This window comes from Methylocystis sp. B8, from assembly GCF_005771425.1.
GTDB lineage: Bacteria > Pseudomonadota > Alphaproteobacteria > Rhizobiales > Beijerinckiaceae > Methylocystis.
Genome location: NZ_VBTZ01000001.1, coordinates 417,494 through 436,175, shown reverse-complemented (window position 1 = coordinate 436,175; position 18,682 = coordinate 417,494). Strand labels below are relative to the sequence as shown.

Sequence of the window (18,682 nt, the reverse complement as noted above, 5' to 3'; positions counted from 1 at the left end):
GACGCTGCGCGGGAGAGAGGTTCGCAAGAATGATCGGCGCACTCGCCAAGAAGATTTTCGGCACGGCCAATGATCGCCGTCTCAAGACCTATGCGCCGAAGGTCAATGCGATCAATGCCCTGGAGTCGCAAGTCGAGGCGCTGACCGACGAAGAGCTGCGGGATCGCACCCGCCAGTTTCGTGAAGAACTCACAGCCGGCAAGACGCTCGATGACCTGCTCGTTCCGGCCTTCGCGACAGTGCGCGAGGCGGCCAAGCGCACCCTAGGCCAACGCCATTTCGACGTCCAGCTCATCGGCGGCATGGTGCTGCATGAAGGCGCGATCTCGGAGATGCGCACGGGCGAAGGCAAGACCCTCGTCGCCACGCTCGCCGTCTATCTCAACGCGCTCGCAGGCAAAGGCGTCCATGTCGTCACGGTGAACGATTATCTGGCCAAACGCGACGCCGAATGGATGGGCCAGATCTACAAATTTCTCGGCATGAGCGTCGGCGTCGTGGTGCACGATCTGATGGACGACGACCGCGCGACCGCCTACGCCTGCGACATCACCTACGGCACTAATAACGAATTCGGCTTCGACTATCTGCGCGACAATATGAAATATGAATTCTCGCAGATGGTGCAGCGCGGACATAATTTCGCGATCGTCGACGAAGTGGACTCGATCCTAGTCGACGAGGCGCGCACGCCGCTCATCATCTCGGGCGCGATCGACGATAAATCCGATCTCTACAACACGATCGACAGGCTCATCCCGAAGCTCAACGCCGACGACTTCGAGCTCGACGAGAAACAGCGCACGGTTCACCTGACCGACGCTGGCAATGAGCACATGGAAGAGCTGCTGGTCGAAGCGGGAGCGCTGACCGACGGCGCGCTCTATGAAGCGCACAACGTCACGCTCGTGCATCACGTCAATCAGGCGCTGCGCGCGCATAAGCTCTTTCAAAAAGATAAGGACTACATCGTCCGCAACAACGAAGTGGTCATCATCGACGAATTCACCGGCCGCATGATGCCCGGCCGCCGCTATTCGGAAGGTCTGCATCAGGCGCTCGAAGCGAAGGAGCGCGTTCAGGTTCAGCCTGAAAACGTCACTCTCGCGTCGATCACCTTCCAGAATTATTTCCGTCTCTATGACAAGCTCGCCGGCATGACCGGCACGGCGGCGACAGAGGCGGACGAATTCGCCGAAATCTACAAGCTCGACGTCGTCGAAATTCCGACAAACCGCCCGGTCTGCCGCCTCGATGAGGACGACGAGGTCTATCGCTCCTTCAAAGAGAAGCTCAACGCGATCGCCGCCGAGATCAAGGACGCGAACGGACGGATGCAGCCGATGCTCGTCGGCACGACCTCAATCGAAAAGTCGGAGCAGTTGGCGGAGTTCCTGCTGTCGCAGGGATACAAGATGATCGACTTCGCCGATCCGAAGGGCCTTTCCAAACTCTATGACGCGGCGCGCTCGGGCAAGCCGTCGAAACTCTTCGCGGTGCTCAACGCGCGCTTCCACGAACAGGAAGCCTATATCGTGGCGGAGGCGGGCGTGCCTGGCGCGATCACCATCGCCACCAACATGGCGGGCCGCGGCACCGACATTCAGCTTGGCGGCAATGTCGAAATGCGCGTGACGCAGGAATGCGCCGGTCTCGAAGGCGACGCGCGCGCCAAGAAGGAAGCGGAAATCCGCGAGGAAGTCGCCGACTTCAAGGAAAAGGCGATCGCTTCCGGCGGCCTCTACATCGTCGGCACGGAGCGCCACGAGAGCCGGCGCATCGATAATCAGCTGCGCGGCCGCTCCGGACGTCAGGGCGACCCGGGCCGCTCGAAATTCTTCCTGTCGCTGCAAGACGATCTCATGCGCATCTTCGGTTCGGAGCGCATGGACTCGATGCTGGTGAAGCTCGGATTGCAGGAAGGCGAAGCCATCGTCCACCCGTGGATCAACAAGGCGATCGAGAAGGCGCAGCATAAGGTCGAGGCGCGCAACTTCGACATCCGCAAGAACATCCTCAAATTCGACAACGTCATGAACGACCAGCGCAAGGTGATTTTCGAGCGCCGGCGCGAAATCATGGATGAGGAGAGCGTCGAAGAGCAGGTCGGCGATATGCGCGCCGACGTGATCGACGCAATGGTGTCGCAACACATTCCGCATGACGCCTACGCCGAGGCCTGGGATGTCGAGGGTCTTGCGCAAGAAGTGAAGGCGAAGCTCAATCTCGATCTGCCGGTCGCCGACTGGGCGAAGGAAGAAGGCATCGCCGACGAGGAGATCAAAGAGCGCCTGCTAGAGGCGGCGGATACGGCCTATGGCGAACGCGTCGAAAAGAACACCGAGCCGCTGATGCGTATGATCGAGAAGCAGGTCGTGCTGCAATCTCTCGATACGCTGTGGCGCGAACATCTTGTCGCGCTCGATCATCTTCGGCAGGTGATCGGCTGGCGCGGCATGGCGCAGCGCGATCCGCTCAATGAGTATAAGTCCGAGGCGCTGGAGCTCTTCAAGAGTCTGATGACGCGCTGGGACGAAACGGTGACTGCGCAATTGATGCGCGTCGAAGTGTCATTCGAGGCGCCGCCATCCGCGCCGCCGGAATTGCCGCCGATGGAGATGTCGCATCCAAATCCGGAGGCGCTGATCGGCGGCGGACAGCAGACCGCGCTCAACGACCTCAATGCGCGCTTGGCGACGGCGGATTTTTCAGCGCGCGGCCTTGCGACGGTTGGCGAAGCAACCGCCGCGCAGCCGCGCGACCCCGCCAATCCCGGATCCTGGGGCAAGGTCGGCCGCAATGAGCCCTGCCCTTGCGGCTCGGGCAAAAAATACAAGCATTGCCACGGCGCGTTGGTTTAGCCGGCATGAAAACCGCCATGTGGAAGATCAGCGCCTCTGCTCTCATGTCGGCGCTCGCTTCTTCCGCATCGGCTCGCGCCGAATGGGTCCAGGTCTCGAGCGACGATTTTTCGACCATTTACATGGACGCCGGATCCCGTAGCGCGTCGGCCGATGGAATCGTCACGATCGACGCGCTCACTGATTACGACGCCGCCTCGCCAAAAGCCGCCGCATTCGGCCTCGCCGAAAAAGGCCTCTCGGAAATCGAGAAAGTGTCGTTCGATTGCGCCAATCGGAAATACAGATCCGGGGGCGGCGGCTGGCGTCAGGGCCAGATGGGCGAAGGAAAGATCACCAAGCCATATCCGCCAAAAGACGGTTGGTCCGCGGTGCCGCCCTATTACGAGGGGCTCTTCGCCAAGGTCTGCGCGAGCAAGTCGTCAGAGTAGCCCTCACGCCGATTTGAACGGCCCCCTGCCTGAGAATATAAGCGCAGCGCTGGCGAAGCGCCGTTGTTCCGCACCGTGCGGGACATCTGCCGCCGCCGGCGTTTCCAGGAGCTTGTCGTGACCGCCATCGATTTTTCTAAAGTGCTCGTCGCCCAGGGCGGAGGGCCCACCGCCGTCATCAACCAGTCGCTCGTCGGGGCCGTGCTGGAGTCCCGCAAGTTTCGCGAGGTCGAGCGGGTCTATGGCGCGTTCCATGGCGTTCGCGGCATCGTCAATGAGGATTTCGTCGACCTCACCCAGGAGACGACCCATAATCTCGAACTCGTCGCCTGCACCCCGTCTTCCGCGCTCGGCTCCACCCGCGATAAGCCGGACCTCAAATATTGTCAGGAAATCTTTCGCGTTCTGCGGGCGCATGGAATTGGCTGTTTTTTCTATATCGGCGGCAACGACTCATCTGACACGGTGCGCATCGTCTCGCAGGAAGCAAAGAACGCCGGCTATCCGCTGCGGACCGTCCATATTCCGAAAACCATCGACAATGATCTGATGGTCAACGACCACACGCCGGGCTTTCCCTCGGCGGCGCGCTGGGTGGCGCAGGCCTTCGCCGGCGCCAATCTCGACAATTGGTCCCTGCCGGGCGTCTACATCGCGGTCGTCATGGGCCGACACGCGGGGTTTCTGACCGCCGCCTCAGCGCTCGGCAAGAAATTCCCCGACGACGGCCCGCACCTCATCTACATCCCCGAGCGCGCCTTCATCGTCGACAAATTCCTCGCCGACGTGAAGGCGACCATGACGAAATACGGCCGCTGCGTCGTCGCCGTCTCTGAGGGCGTCTGCGACGAAAACCATACGCCGATCGCCGAAAAGCTCGCCAGGACGGTCGAGCGGGACGACCACGGCAACGTCCACCTGGGCGGCGGCGCGCTTGCCGACGAGCTCACCCTCCTCGTGAAGGACCGGCTGGGATTCAAGCGGGTGCGGGCCGACACTTTCGGCTATGTTCAGAGGAGCTTCGTCGGCTGCGTCTCGGACGTCGACCAGCGGGAGGCGCGCGAGGTCGGCGAGAAGGCCGTGCAATACGCCATTTGGGGCGACCGGGACGGCTCGGTGACGATCCATCGGACGGGATTCTACTCAGTCGATTATCAGCTGACGCCGCTCGAAGAGATCGCCGCCAAGACAAAAGTGATGCCGGACGAATACATTAGCCCGTGCGGCACAGACGTCACGGACGCCTTCCGGCTCTATCTCCGCCCGCTGCTTGGAAGCGGCATGCCGGACGCCTATCGGTTGCGGCTCAATCGGGTTCCCAAGATCCTCACCACATGAGCCTACGACGTAGGCGCCCTTCTTGCTTTGACGAATTTCCGGCGAAGGTTGCAATTTGGCCGTCGTCTAAAATACACTAACCAGTCATGGTTCTCGGGCGCTCGTCGCTGACGACCGAAACGATGGATGGAAGCGGGAACGCCAACCGCTCTCACCTTTTGTTAGTTTGGCGCCGGTATCACAGGCATTCGGGCCGATTCGCCCGGCAGTCCGGCCCGATGGGAGAAGAATATGAGCAAGGTCGGCGGCGGCGATTCCAAAAACACGCTTTACTGCTCCTTCTGCGGCAAGAGCCAGCATGAGGTGCGCAAGCTTATCGCCGGACCGACGGTGTTCATCTGCGACGAATGCGTCGAATTGTGCATGGACATCATTCGCGAGGAAAACAAATCCTCACTGGTTAAACAGCGCGACGGCATTCCGACTCCGAGAGAGATTTGTAAGGTTCTGGACGACTATGTCATCGGCCAGGCCCAGGCCAAGCGCGTTCTCTCGGTCGCGGTCCATAACCATTACAAGCGTCTCAATCATGCGACGAAACATGGCGACGTAGAGCTCGCAAAGTCCAATATTCTGCTGATCGGGCCGACCGGCGTCGGCAAGACCATGCTGGCGCAGACTTTGGCGCGCATCCTCGACGTGCCCTTCACCATGGCCGACGCCACGACCCTGACCGAGGCGGGCTACGTCGGCGAGGACGTCGAGAATATCATTCTCAAGCTTCTGCAGGCGTCCGACTATAATGTCGAGCGCGCGCAGCGCGGCATCGTCTATGTCGACGAGATCGACAAGATTTCGCGCAAGTCCGACAACCCGTCGATCACCCGCGACGTTTCGGGCGAGGGCGTTCAGCAGGCGCTCCTGAAAATCATGGAGGGCACTGTCGCCTCCGTGCCGCCGCAGGGCGGGCGCAAGCATCCGCAGCAGGAGTTCCTGCAGGTCGACACGACGAATATTCTCTTCATCTGCGGCGGGGCTTTTGCCGGGCTCGAGAAGATCATTTCCGCTCGCGGCCGCAACACGTCGATCGGCTTCGGGGCCACTGTGCAGGCGCCCGACGAGCGTCGCACCGGCGACATTTTTAGGCAGGTGCAACCCGAAGACCTGCTAAAATTTGGGCTCATCCCCGAATTCGTCGGCCGTCTGCCGGTCATTGCGACGCTCGAAGATCTCGACGAGGACGCCCTCAAGCGCATCCTCACCGAGCCCAAGAACGCGCTGGTCAAGCAGTATCAGCGGCTCTTCGAGATGGAAAACGTCGAACTTACCTTCCAGGACGACGCGCTGTCGGCCGTCGCTCGCAAAGCGATCGAACGCCACACCGGCGCGCGTGGCCTTCGCTCCATCATGGAAGGAATCTTGCTAGACACGATGTTCGATCTGCCAGGCTTGGAGGGCGTCGAACAAGTTGTCATTGGACCGGAAGTCGTCGAGGGTAAAGCCCGGCCGCTCTACATCTACGCCGAGCGCAGCGAAAAGAGCGGCGCGAGCGCCTGACGGCGCTGATAGATGGGCGGTCGACGCGCCGCCGATTTCCGGATTAAGCTTGGGCGCCGCAGCGCCTTGAATCGATAGTTCGTGTATACCATTTGCGTTAACGGGACCGTCGGGCGCGATCGCCGGCGGTCTTTTATTGGCGCGAAAACGGCGGGCGACCGTATCGCGGCCTTAAACCCAAAATCGCCTGCGGTCTGCGCGTCGCCGCTTTAGCGGGGCGCGGTCGAGGACAGGACAAAAAGAATGTCGAACGAAAAGCGAGACGCCGTAATGCCCGGAGCGGTCGAAAGCTATCCGGTGCTGCCGCTACGCGACATTGTCGTCTTTCCGCACATGATTGTCCCGCTTTTCGTTGCGCGCGAGAAATCCATCCGCGCGCTCGAAGAGGTGACGAAATCTGATAGGCTCATTCTGCTCGCCACACAGAAGAACGCCGGCGACGACGATCCGGCGACCGACGCCATCTATTCAATCGGCACGCTCGCCTCGGTGCTGCAGCTTCTGAAGTTGCCCGACGGCACTGTGAAGGTGCTGGTCGAGGGCGTGGCGCGCGCCAGCGTGCGCAATTACACCCGCGCAGACGACTATTACGAGGCGGACGCCGAAGTTCTGGCCGATGATCTCGGCTCTCCGGTCGAGGTCGAAGCGCTCGGCCGTTCGGTGATCGCCGAATTCGAAAGCTATGTGAAGCTCAACAAGCGCGTCTCCTCGGAGGTGGTCGGCGCGGTGACGCAGATCGACGACTATTCGAAGCTCGCCGATACGGTCGCGTCTCACCTTTCGGTTAAGATCGCCGAAAAGCAGGACGTACTCGAGACGGCCAGCGTCGCGCGGCGACTCGAAAAATGTTTGTCGTTGATGGAGAGCGAAATCTCGGTCTTGCAGGTCGAGAAACGCATTCGCACGCGCGTCAAGCGGCAGATGGAGAAGACGCAGCGCGAATACTACCTCAACGAACAGATGAAGGCGATCCAGAAGGAGCTGGGCGACGAGGACGGCAAGGACGATCTCGCCGAGCTCGAAGAGCGGATCAAGAACACCAAGCTCTCCAAGGAAGCGCGCGACAAGGCCTTCGCCGAGTTCAAGAAGCTGCGGCAGATGTCGCCGATGTCCGCCGAAGCCACCGTCGTGCGCAATTACCTCGACTGGATCCTGTCGATCCCGTGGGGCAAGCGCTCCAAGGTGAAGCGCGATCTCGGACAGGCGGAGGAAGTGCTCGACGCCGAGCATTTCGGTCTCGAGAAGGTCAAGGAGCGCATCCTTGAGTATCTCGCCGTGCAGAGCCGCGCCAATAAGCTGACTGGCCCGATCCTCTGCCTCGTCGGCCCGCCCGGCGTCGGCAAGACCTCGCTCGGCAAGTCGATCGCCAAGGCGACCGGCCGCGAATTCGTGCGCATGTCGCTTGGCGGCGTGCGCGACGAAGCGGAAATCCGCGGACACCGGCGCACTTATATCGGCTCGATGCCCGGCAAGATCATCCAGTCGATGCGCAAGGCCAAGACGTCCAATCCGCTCTTCCTGCTCGACGAAATCGACAAGATGGGCATGGACTTCCGCGGCGACCCGTCGTCGGCCCTGCTCGAAGTGCTGGACCCTGAGCAGAACGCCACGTTCAACGACCATTACCTCGAAGTCGATTACGACCTTTCGAACGTGATGTTCGTGACGACGGCGAATACGCTCAATATTCCGCCGCCGCTGATGGACCGCATGGAGATCATACGCATCGCCGGCTACACAGAGGACGAGAAAGCCGAGATCGCGCGCAGGCACCTCATCCCCAACGCGGTGCATAAGCATGGTCTTGCGCCTGAAGAATGGATGATCGCCGACGACGGCCTGCTCACTCTTATTCGCCGCTATACGCGCGAAGCTGGCGTGCGCAATCTTGAGCGCGAAATCTCCAATCTCGCGCGCAAGGCGGTGAAAGAAATCCTTCTCAAGAAGAAGGAGAAGATCGTCATCACGAGCGAGAACATCTCGGACTATCTCGGCGTGCCGAAATTCCGCTATGGCGAGGCCGAACTCGAAGATCAGGTCGGCGTCGTCACGGGACTTGCCTGGACTGAGGTCGGCGGCGAATTACTGACGATTGAAGGCGTCATGATGCCCGGCAAGGGCAAGATGACGGTCACGGGCAATCTGCGCGACGTGATGAAGGAGTCGATCTCCGCGGCGGCGTCCTATGTGCGCTCGCGCGCCGTCGACTTCGGCGTCGAACCGCCCGTCTTCGACCGCCGCGATTTCCACGTGCACGTGCCGGAAGGCGCGACGCCCAAGGATGGGCCGTCGGCGGGCGTGGCGATGGCCACGGCCATCGTCTCGATCATCACGGGCATTCCCGTCAAGCGCGACATCGCGATGACTGGCGAGATCACGCTGCGCGGCCGCGTCCTGCCGATTGGCGGCTTGAAGGAGAAGCTGTTGGCGGCCCTACGCGGCGGCTTGAAGAAGGTGCTGATCCCCGAGGAGAACGCCAAGGATCTGGCGGAAATCCCCGACGCGGTGAAGAACGGCCTGGAAATCGTGCCCGTCGCGCGCATGGACGAGGTGCTGCGTCACGCGCTCGTCTCGCAGCCCACGCCAATCGAATGGCAGGAAGACGCCGCCGCCATCGCCAAGCATGGCGCCATCGGCGAGGATGACGGTTCAGGCGTGCGCGCGCACTGACCGCCTGAGCGTTCCGCGAAAGACATAGAAAGACTTAAGAGCCCCGCGCTGGCGGGGCTCTTTCTTTTTCAAACCTACCGATGTGCGCTCCGCAACGCCCGGAATGCATGAGCATTTGGCTTCGCAACGGCCATTTCCTCCGGAAATCCAGCGATTCTGCGCCTTTGACGTCCGGCATCCCTTGCTTTTCCTGCGATTCGAGACCAACACTCGCCTTCGCTGCGCAATGCCGATTCGAGGTCGCGCATTCTCACGCCGGGCGGCTCGCAGCGAAGGAGAAGGAAAAGCCATGAACAAATTGGAACTCGTCGAGCACGTCGCGAACGAGACGGAGACCTCGAAAGCGGCGGCGGCGGCCGCCATCGACGCCGTCATCGACGGCATCACCAAGGCTCTCAAAAAGGGCGACGAAGTCCGCCTCGTCGGCTTCGGCACCTTTTCGGTGAAGAAGCGCGCCGCCGGCAAGGGCCGCAATCCAGCGACCGGCGAAGAGATCAAAATTCCCGCGTCAAAAAGCGCCCGCTTCAAGCCCGGCGCGACGCTGAAGACCGCGCTCAATAAGGCCAAGTAAATCCCGCTTTGACGGCGCGAGCCTCAAAGGTTGAAATCACAACGGCCGTCGGGACCTCCGGCGGCCGTAGCTTTGAGCCAGCTTGCCTCGCGCAAACCCCGCCCTTAAAACCCAGCATGCGCGCAGCGTCGTTTGGGCGGTTAGCTCAGTTGGTAGAGCATCTCGTTTACACCGAGAGGGTCGGCGGTTCGAGACCGTCACCGCCCACCACCGGCGACGTCATCATGCGGCGCGGGATTTCATGTTCCAAGACCCGGGAACTCCTTTTAGGCTACTCGGAAAAAAGAAGGCCTCCCGGATGCGACTAATCACAACCGCCCTGTTCGCGCTTTGCATCATCTCCGCCTCGGCCGCGCGCGCCGAAGAGATGAGCTTTCGCGTCGTCGGGGTGAATTCCGGCGGCTGCGGCGCGAATTGCCCGCAGGTGATTGCGGCGCAGGGCGAAATTGGCGAAGCGACGCCGGACGCTTTCCTCGCTTTCGTGCGCGAAAATGCTCGCGGCGGCAATCTGCACGGCATCGTGCTGCTCGACTCGCCCGGCGGAAAGGTCGTCGCCTCGATGGAGCTCGGCCAGGCCATCCGCAAGCTGGGCATGGCGGTGATCGTCGCCCGTCCTGCCGCGGATCAATCGCGCACAATGGCGCTGGTATCCGGCCGCTGCTACTCGGCTTGCGTCTATGCGCTGATGGGCGGCAGGAAGCGTGTGATCCCCCCGGAGAGTAGCGTCGGCGTACACCGCATGTTCAACTATTCGACGAATTTCGACATCGCCGAAGGCGGATTCGTCCGCCAACGCAACTTGGACGAGGGCGGCATGCTTCAGACGCTTTCGCGCTACGCGACAATGATGGGCGTCAGCACCGAACTCGTGAAGCTCGCGGAGCGGACTTCGCCCGACAAGCTTTATATGTTGACCGGCGCTGACATCGCGCGTTGGCGGCTTGGCTCACGCAAGCTGTAAGCGCGCCCCACAACAGTCATAATCAGTAACAGGGCAGGACATGAAACATATTCTCGATGGGCTCGAACAGCGGCGCGCGTCCGCGCGACTCGGCGGCGGCCATAAGCGCATTGAAGCGCAGCACGCCCGCGGCAAGCTCACTGCGCGCGAACGCATTGATCTCTTGCTCGACCACGGGTCCTTCGAAGAGTTCGATATGTTCGTCGCCCATCGCTGCGCCGATTTTGGCATGGATCAGGGCGAGAAGATTTCGGGCGACGGCGTCGTCACCGGCTGGGGCACGGTCAACGGCCGCGCCATCTTCGTCTTCGCCAAAGACTTCACGGTTTTCGGCGGCTCGCTTTCGGAGACTCACGCGCAGAAGATCACCAAGCTGCAGGACATGGCGCTCAAGAATCGCGCGCCGATCATCGGCCTCTTCGACGCCGGCGGCGCGCGCATTCAGGAGGGCGTCGCGGCGCTCGGCGGCTATGGCGAAGTGTTTCAGCGCAATGTGCTGGCCTCCGGCGTCATTCCGCAGATCTCTGTGATCATGGGTCCTTGCGCCGGCGGCGACGTTTATTCGCCCGCGATGACCGACTTCATCTTCATGGTGCGCGACACGAGCTACATGTTTGTCACCGGGCCTGACGTCGTGAAGACGGTGACGAATGAGACGGTGACGGCGGAAGAACTCGGCGGCGCCTCGGTGCATACGACGAAGAGCTCAATCGCCGATCGCGCTTACGACAATGACGTCGAAGCGCTGCTGCAAATGCGACGGCTCATCGATTTCCTGCCCTCTTCCAATCAGGAGGAGCCGCCGGAATGGCCGGCGTTCGACGAAGTGGACCGCCTCGACGATTCGCTCGACACGATCATTCCCGACAATCCGAACAAGCCTTACGACATCAAGGAGCTCATCCATAAGGTCGTCGATGAGGCCGACTTCTTCGAGATTCAAGATGCGCACGCGCGCAACATCGTCGTCGGGTTCGGCCGCATCGAAGGACGCACGGTCGGCTTCGTCGCCAACCAGCCTCTCGTGCTCGCCGGCGTGCTCGACATTGACGCGTCAAAGAAGGCGGCGCGTTTTGTGCGATTTTGCGATTGCTTCAATATTCCGATCGTCACCTTTGTCGACGTTCCGGGCTTTCTCCCCGGCACCGCACAGGAATATGGCGGTCTGATCAAGCATGGCGCGAAGCTGCTATTTGCTTACGCCGAAGCGACCGTGCCGAAGGTGACCGTCATCACGCGCAAGGCGTTCGGCGGCGCCTACGACGTTATGGCTTCAAAACATCTTCGCGGCGACGTCAACTATGCATGGCCTTCGGCGCAGATTGCCGTCATGGGCGCGAAGGGCGCAGTCGAAATCATCTTTCGCTCAGACCTCGGCGATCCGGAGAAGATCGCTCAGCGCACCAAGGAATATGAGGACCGATTCCTGTCGCCATTCGTCGCCGCGGAGCGTGGTTACATCGACGAAGTCATCATGCCCCATTCGACGCGCAAGCGAATCGCGCGCGCGCTCGCGCTGCTTCGTCACAAGGAGTTGGAAAATCCTTGGAAGAAGCACGACAACATTCCGTTGTGACCGCTGCAACAGCGGTGAGCCGACTGGCCCCGCCGACCTATCGCGCTGCGCCAATTTGGCGCGGCGGCGGCCCCGCCTAAATCAGCGGCGCCACATCACAAAATTCGCCAAAGTGCACATTTTTGAAGTGACAGGCCGCCCGTTTTGTCATAGTGTGCGCTCGCCAGGTTGGTTGGGTAAAAGCCTAAGCGTCGAATGCGTCGCAGGAATTAGGCCCAGCTACGGTCCAAGTCGGGGAGGACGCCGAACAGAACGCGGTTCGCCGGAGGCTCGAAAATTGAGCCCGCGAACAGGCTATCGGAGCGACTTAAGACTTCGGAGCTTGGCGTTTCTTTTCGGTTAAGGACGGGGTGCCAAAGAGCGGGGAGCGGCGGGACGCCATCCCCGCTCTTTGTGTTTCTTCGACTTGTTCGGCGAAAGAACGCAAGTCTCGGCAATTGCGAAAGGCCTTAGCGTGGCTTATGCCGTCGCCTTGACGGGCAATGGCGCGCTTCCTACCTTCCGCGCACGCCTCATCGAACGCCCCACTGAAAGGCCGGCTATGTCCACGCAAAAGATTACCGACGCCACTTTCGAACAGGAAGTGCTCAAGTCAGACGAGCCGGTCGTTGTCGATTTTTGGGCGGAATGGTGCGGTCCTTGCCGCATGATCGCCCCGGCGCTCGAGGAGATCGCCACGGAAATGAAGGGCAAGGTCAAGTTCGTTAAGCTCAACATCGACGAGAACCCCGCCGTCGCGAGCAAGCTCGGCATACGATCGATTCCCACGCTCATTTTGTTCAAGGGCGGCAAGGCGGCCGCGCAAAAGGTCGGCGCCGCGCCGAAGGGCGAATTGTCGCGGTGGATCACCGCTGCCGTCTGAGCGATAGACCGACAGGTCTGTAAGCCCCGTCGCCCAAAGCGCCATGAGGGCGCCAGCGATTGCGAGAGTGGAAGCGGCGGCGAGTCTGCGGCCCATCGCGGGGCCGCCGATCACGAAACCCATCACGATTTTGGACGCCGTGTTCGACAGGAGCGCCAGCAGGACGGCTCCTGCAGCCGCCTTTGCGCCGATCTCGGTCGAACCAAGGCGCGCCATGGTGAGCCCAATCGCGTCGACGTCCACGATGCCTGAAACGGCTGCGAGCGCATAAGCGCCGGCGCTTCCGGCGAAATGAGTCGCGAACCGCGAAAGGACCATCACCGTCGCAAGGAGAGCGCCGAATTTGAGCACCGCGACAAGATCGAGCGGATTGCCGAGTGAAAGATCGCTCGCTTCGCCGGGCCGCTCGCCGCCGTTTCGTCGCAGCAAAAAAACGCCGGCAAGCGCGAAAAGAACGCCGCCGGCAACGACTGGCGGCGCCAAGCGCCAAGCGAGCGTTGGATTGATGACGGCGATAATTGCGAGGATGCGCGGCGCCATGATCGCATTCGCGAAGATTGCGCCCGCCGCGGACGCGCCAGCCTGCGACGGATGTTCACGCGCCAGTCGCGACATCGCCGCCGTCGCCGCGGTCGACGACGCCAGTCCTCCCGCCATGCCGGCGACGGCGACTCCGTGGCGGTAGCCGATCGCCCTTACGGCGACGTAGCCGGCGAAGGAAATCACGCCGATCAGCACGGTCATCAGCCACAATTCGAAAGGGTTCACCGCATCCCACGGATCGATGGCGCGGTTGGGCAGGACGGGCAGCAATATGAAGCTCATGACGAGCAGCGCCAGTCCGGAGCGTAGCTCGTCCCAGGTAATGCGCGCGACGAGGCCGTGGAGAAACGCCTTGAGCGCCAAGATCGCCGTCGTCGCCACCGCCGCCGCGACGGCCCCCTGAATATCGCCGATGACCGCAAAGGCCCCGAGCGAGAAGGCGAGCAAGGCCGCCACGGCCGTCGTCGCGCCGAAGGTCTCGTCATGCACGTTTTCTCGGTAACGATAGACGCCGATCAATGCGCCGACGAAAACGAAGGCGATCGCCAAAGCGATGACGCCGGAAGCGCCGAAAGGCTGAACGATTGCGCCCCAGACGCCGCCGAGCAGCGCCGCCAGGCCATTCGTGCGAAGGCCTGCGGCGCGTTCGCCCTCCGCTTCGTCGCGCGACGTCCAGCCTCGTTCGAGACCGATGAGCAGTCCGATCGCCAATGCGATCAACAATCTCTGTATCAGCTCTACGGCGCTTAATTCATACATTTCTTCTCTTTGTGGCGTGCGCCACATCTGCTCCTGAAAATTAGGCCCGAGTCCCGCTCAAGATAATATGGCGCGCGGCAAGGAGACCGTGCGCCTCATCCAGATTGGCAATAAAACATGCCTATGAAGTTACCCTCGCTTCCCTCCCGCCGCTCCAGTGTCGCGCCTTTCATGGCGATGGACGTGCTGCGCGACGCAAAAGCCTTGGAGCGCGCTGGCCGCAATATCATTCATTTGGAGCTTGGCGAGCCTGGCGTCGCCGCCCCGCGCCGCGTGCGCGAGGCCGCCGCCGAATCGCTACGCCACGGATTCATCGGCTATGGCGAGGCGCTCGGCGACGCTGAGCTACGGTCTCGCATCGCGCGCCACTATAGCGAGCGCTATGGAATCGATGTTTCGCCCGATCGCATCATCGTCACGACCGGATCGTCGGGCGGCTTTCTGCTCGCTTTTCTCGCAGCTTTCGATCCAGGAGCGAGGATCGCGCTGACAGCGCCGGGCTATCCGGCTTACGCGAATATTCTTTCCGCGCTGGGGCTAGAGCCAGTGCTGCTCGATGTCGATGAGGAGACGCGCTTTGCGCCTACCGCGGCGATGCTCGAAGCGGCTCATCGCGACAGGAAGGTCCACGGCGCGCTCTTCATGAGTCCAGCCAATCCGACCGGCGCGATGATCGCGCGCAACGAGCTGGCGCGAATTTGCGCCTTCTGCGACGAAGCCGGAATCGTCTTTGTCTCCGACGAGATTTATCACGGCCTCGAATATGAGAGGCGGGCGGAGACCGCGCTGCGCTTTTCGCAACGCGCTCTCGTCATCAATTCCTTCTCGAAATATTACGCGATGACCGGCTGGCGTCTCGGCTGGCTGGTCGCCGCGCCAGAACTCATGCGTTCGCTCGAGCGCTTGCAACAGTCGCTCGCGATCTGCGCGCCGACGTTGTCGCAGCGCGCGGCGCTCGCGGCTTTCGACGCAAGCGACGAATTGGAGGCGAACCGCGCCGCTTATGCGCGCAACCGGGCGCTTCTGCTCGACCGACTTCCCCAACTGGGGTTGGATAAATTCGCGCCGCCCGACGGCGCTTTTTACATTTACGCCGACGTCTCGCGGTTCACCGACGACTCAATCGGATTCTGCAAAAGGATGCTGCGTGAAGCTGGCGTCGCGACGACGCCCGGCGTCGATTTCGATCCACGGCGCGGCGCGAAAACGCTGCGGATCTCTTACGCAGGCGCGGCGGCGGATGTCGCGGAAGGAGTCGAACGACTCGAGGCGTGGCTCGTCGGGCTATAGCGTCTTTCGGCTACGAAAAACCCCAAGCCCCTCATCTCACTTCTCCCCGCGAGCGGGGAGAAGAGGCGTAGGCGTAGTGCGGATTACCCCTCTCCCCGCTTGCAGGGGCGTTACGATAAACACCTGCTCAACAGGCCTCCTTGGGAGTTTACCCGCCGAAAGGCGTGCGCACCCGCTGCCACCAGCCGCCCTTCTTCGGACGGTTAGGATCCGCCTCCGTAATGACCACTTCCGTCGGCTCGCGTCGCGGAACCGGTTGCGGCGCAGGCTGGGGCGCCGGCGCCTCGGACGGAACGATCTGAGCGGCCGGCGCACTCGCGCGCGATTCGGCGGGCGGCGCGATCTCGGCCCCGTTCACAGGAGACGCGGGAAGGAACTGCGGCATAGGAGTTTCGCCCGAAGGAATCAGCGCTTGCGATTCTTCGCTGCCCTCTTCAGACGGGAAGACGGCGGAAGGATCTCTGAATTCCTCGGGCAAGGGCGCGGATCGCCGCCAACGGCCCGGGCCGCGATCGGGACCGCGATTACCCCCGCGTCTGCCGCCGCGGCGGTCGGGCCGCTCCTCGGCGGGCGCCGGCGCGCCTTCGATCGCTGCCATAATAGCGAGACCTTCGTCAGAAGGCTGTTCGGCGCCGGGCGGCAAATGTTCGCCGCCCTGCCCGCCGCCACGGCCGCGGCGACGACGGCGACGACGGCCGCGCGACGCGCCTTCATCATCCGCGCCAAAGCGCGGACCGCCATTCTCATCACGCCGCTCGCCGCTTGCCTCGACGCCTTCCATTTCGGCCTCGACCAGTTCGCCGGCGATCGCTTCTTCAGCCGCCTCCTCTTCGAGAGGTTCCGCGCGAATGGAATCGACGCGCAAAGGCGCATCGCGCTGTGGTAGGCGCGGTCCAGTGGCGAGTTCTCCGCGCTCGAGCGCGTGATATGTGGCGCCGGTGAGCGTATCGTCGGCGGCCACCGTGATATGGACGCCGAAGCGGCGCTCCAGTTCCTGCAAATGGGCCCGCTTCTGGTTGAGGATGTAGAGCGCCACCACAGCGCGGGTCCGCAGCGTTACGTCATGCGCCGAACTCTTGACCAGCGCCTCTTCCAACACACGCAATACATGCAGCGCGATGGAGGCGGTTGAGCGCACATGGCCGGCGCCGGCGCAATGCGGACATAGCACCGTCGAGCCCTCAACCACGCCGGCGCGTATACGCTGACGCGACATTTCGAGCAGGCCGAAATGCGAGATGCGGCCGACCTGAATGCGGGCGCGATCATTTTTCAGCGCGTCCTTGAGGCGTCGCTCGACGGCGCGATTGTTGCGGCTCTCCTCCATGTCGATGAAATCGACGACGATCAGCCCGGCGAGATCGCGCAGTCGCAGTTGCCGCGCGACTTCGTCCGCGGCCTCGAGGTTGGTGCGAAGCGCCGTGTCCTCGATATTATGCTCGCGCGTCGAACGCCCGGAGTTGACGTCGATCGCGACAAGCGCCTCGGTCTGATTGATGACCAGATAGCCGCCGGATTTGAGCGTGACGTGGTTGGAGAACATCGCGTCGAGCTGCGCCTCGACGCCGCTTTCGGCGAAGATCGGATAAGCCTCGCGATGCGAGCGCACGTTCTTGGCGTGGCTCGGCATCAGCATGCGCATGAAATCTTTCGCCTCGCGATAGGCGTCTTCGCCCGAGACGACGACTTCCTCGACGTCGCGCCCATAAAGGTCGCGAATGGCGCGCTTGATCAGCGAGCCTTCCTCATAGACGAGCGTCGGCGCCGAGGAGCGAAGCGTCAATTCGCGCACGCTCTCCCACAAACGCAGCAGATATTCGAAGTCGCGCTTGACCTCCTGCTTGGTGCGCGTCGCGCCGGCCGTACGGAGGATGACGCCCATGCCCTCCGGCACTTCGAGATCATGAACAATCTCTTTGAGCCGCTTGCGATCGGCGCCATCGGTGATCTTGCGCGAAATGCCGCCCCCGCGCGCGGTGTTGGGCATGAGCACCGAATAGCGGCCGGCGAGCGAAAGATATGTGGTGAGCGCCGCGCCTTTGTTGCCGCGCTCCTCCTTGACGACCTGAACGAGGAGCACCTGGCGGCGCTTGATGACCTCTTGAATCTTGTATTGGCGGCGCGGACGGGGCGCGCGATAGGGCGCTTCGTCCATGGCGTCGCCGCCGATATGTTCGACGTGATCTTCCTCGTCGTCGTGCTCTTCCTCGTCATGCGACTCAACCGGCGGCTCGGCGCGGGCGCTAACTTCGACCGCCTCGTCCTCGCGGGCGCGCTCACGCGCCTCGTCGCGCTCATCCTGACGTCGCGCTTTCAGTTCATGATCCGGCTCCTGCGCGTCGACGGCGAACTCGTCGGCTTCTCCGGTCTCGACCGAGCCGAAGCCAGCAGGATCGACAGAAATCTGTTCGTGATGCGCCGACAGGACAAGCTGTTCGCCCTCTTCCGCCTCGCCATCCTCTTCAACCTGAGCCTCGGCGGCTTGGGTCTCACTGGCGTCAGCCTTGCCGGACTCGGGGCTTTCGGCCTTGGCTTCAGCCCTCGCGACCGGCTCCGCCTCGACAACTGCTTTCGGTCCGGCTCCCGCGGCTGATTCCGGCGCGCTTTCCGAATCCGCGAAACCGGTTTCGGCTTGGTCCTCGACGATCGGAGTTTCGGCCGCTTCGTCGATGGGCTCGCTCGTTATCGCCTCGTCGGCGCTGGCGCGTTTTTCAGCGCCCTCATATTGGCGGCGACGCGAGCGGCGTCCACGGCCATGCGGGGCGCGCTCGCGTTCCTCCTCTTCGGCCTGCTGATGGACGCGGCTCTCTTCCTCGAGCAGCGCCTGCCGGTCGGCGACGGGAATTTGGTAATAGTCGGGGTGAATTTCGGCGAAAGCCAGAAAGCCGTGACGGTTTCCGCCGTAGTCGACGAAGGCGGCCTGAAGGGACGGCTCCACTCGCGTGACTTTCGCGAGATAAATGTTGCCGCGTAGCGGTTTTTTGTCGGCAGCCTCGAAATCGAATTCTTGAACGCGGTTTCCACGCAGAACGACTACGCGGGTCTCCTCCGGGTGGGAGGCGTCGATGAGCATCTTGTTAGCCATGGGGGACTCTTCTGCGGCGTCGCGCGCAACGACGCCAACGGGGCAAGCCTGAGTCCGAAACGGGACTCGGCGACCGCTCTTTGGCGCAGCCTTGAGGCGCGAACGTTTGTTGGGAGAAATGAGACAGGCTTGAGGCCTGCGATACGCTGGCCGGCGTAGAAGCCGGCGGGACGAAGAAGCGCGACGCGCCTCGTCATGGAGAAATGACGAGCGAGCCGGGAAGCCATGTAATTGGCGA

At 62.2% G+C, this 18,682-nt stretch carries 11 protein-coding genes, 1 tRNA gene and 1 pseudogene; 11 read left to right on the top strand and 2 right to left on the bottom strand.

From position 1 onward, the window contains the following. The first annotated feature begins 29 nt into the window (after positions 1–29). The 10 genes from secA to trxA all read left to right on the top strand — a co-directional run bounded on the left by secA (position 30) and on the right by trxA (position 12,767). On the top strand, positions 30–2,861 hold the full coding sequence (gene secA, locus FEV16_RS02045; RefSeq protein WP_138165934.1) for a preprotein translocase subunit SecA: 2,832 nt from the start codon (positions 30–32) through the stop codon (positions 2,859–2,861). 17 nt (positions 2,862–2,878) lie between these two features. Beyond that, complete coding sequence (locus FEV16_RS02040) at positions 2,879–3,292, top strand: surface-adhesin E family protein (RefSeq protein ID WP_138165933.1); 414 nt, start codon at positions 2,879–2,881, stop codon at positions 3,290–3,292. A gap of 117 nt (positions 3,293–3,409) precedes the next feature. Then, on the top strand, positions 3,410–4,630 hold the full coding sequence (locus FEV16_RS02035) for a 6-phosphofructokinase (RefSeq protein ID WP_138165932.1): 1,221 nt from the start codon (positions 3,410–3,412) through the stop codon (positions 4,628–4,630). A gap of 231 nt (positions 4,631–4,861) precedes the next feature. Continuing rightward, on the top strand, positions 4,862–6,127 hold the full coding sequence (gene clpX, locus FEV16_RS02030) for an ATP-dependent Clp protease ATP-binding subunit ClpX (protein WP_138165931.1): 1,266 nt from the start codon (positions 4,862–4,864) through the stop codon (positions 6,125–6,127). Positions 6,128–6,370: 243 nt separating this feature from the next. Further along, on the top strand, positions 6,371–8,797 hold the full coding sequence (gene lon, locus FEV16_RS02025) for an endopeptidase La (RefSeq protein WP_138165930.1): 2,427 nt from the start codon (positions 6,371–6,373) through the stop codon (positions 8,795–8,797). A 289-nt stretch (positions 8,798–9,086) separates the two neighbouring features. Continuing rightward, on the top strand, positions 9,087–9,368 hold the full coding sequence (locus FEV16_RS02020) for an HU family DNA-binding protein (RefSeq protein ID WP_138165929.1): 282 nt from the start codon (positions 9,087–9,089) through the stop codon (positions 9,366–9,368). A 134-nt stretch (positions 9,369–9,502) separates the two neighbouring features. Further along, positions 9,503–9,578: transfer RNA gene (locus FEV16_RS02015), tRNA-Val, on the top strand. An 88-nt stretch (positions 9,579–9,666) separates the two neighbouring features. Then, positions 9,667–10,329: a hypothetical protein gene (locus FEV16_RS02010; protein ID WP_138165928.1), complete on the top strand. Its 663-nt coding sequence runs from the start codon at positions 9,667–9,669 to the stop codon at positions 10,327–10,329. Between the two features lie 40 nt (positions 10,330–10,369). After that, positions 10,370–11,905: an acyl-CoA carboxylase subunit beta gene (locus FEV16_RS02005; RefSeq protein ID WP_138165927.1), complete on the top strand. Its 1,536-nt coding sequence runs from the start codon at positions 10,370–10,372 to the stop codon at positions 11,903–11,905. 541 nt (positions 11,906–12,446) lie between these two features. Further along, positions 12,447–12,767: a thioredoxin gene (gene trxA / locus FEV16_RS02000; protein ID WP_138166441.1), complete on the top strand. Its 321-nt coding sequence runs from the start codon at positions 12,447–12,449 to the stop codon at positions 12,765–12,767. Between the two features lie 117 nt (positions 12,768–12,884). On the opposite strand, the pseudogene FEV16_RS01995 reads toward trxA, so the two are convergent. After that, positions 12,885–14,069 (bottom strand): annotated as a pseudogene (locus FEV16_RS01995) (DUF4010 domain-containing protein); the annotation flags it as partial. A gap of 123 nt (positions 14,070–14,192) precedes the next feature. On the opposite strand from FEV16_RS01995, the gene FEV16_RS01990 reads away from it, so the two are divergent. After that, complete coding sequence (locus FEV16_RS01990) at positions 14,193–15,359, top strand: pyridoxal phosphate-dependent aminotransferase (RefSeq protein ID WP_171015132.1); 1,167 nt, start codon at positions 14,193–14,195, stop codon at positions 15,357–15,359. Positions 15,360–15,507: 148 nt separating this feature from the next. Here the strand turns inward: FEV16_RS01990 and FEV16_RS01985 are convergent, their stop codons facing one another. Then, positions 15,508–18,444, bottom strand: coding sequence for a ribonuclease E/G (locus tag FEV16_RS01985; protein ID WP_138165925.1), 2,937 nt, complete (start codon positions 18,442–18,444; stop codon positions 15,508–15,510). Positions 18,445–18,682 lie beyond the last annotated feature (238 nt).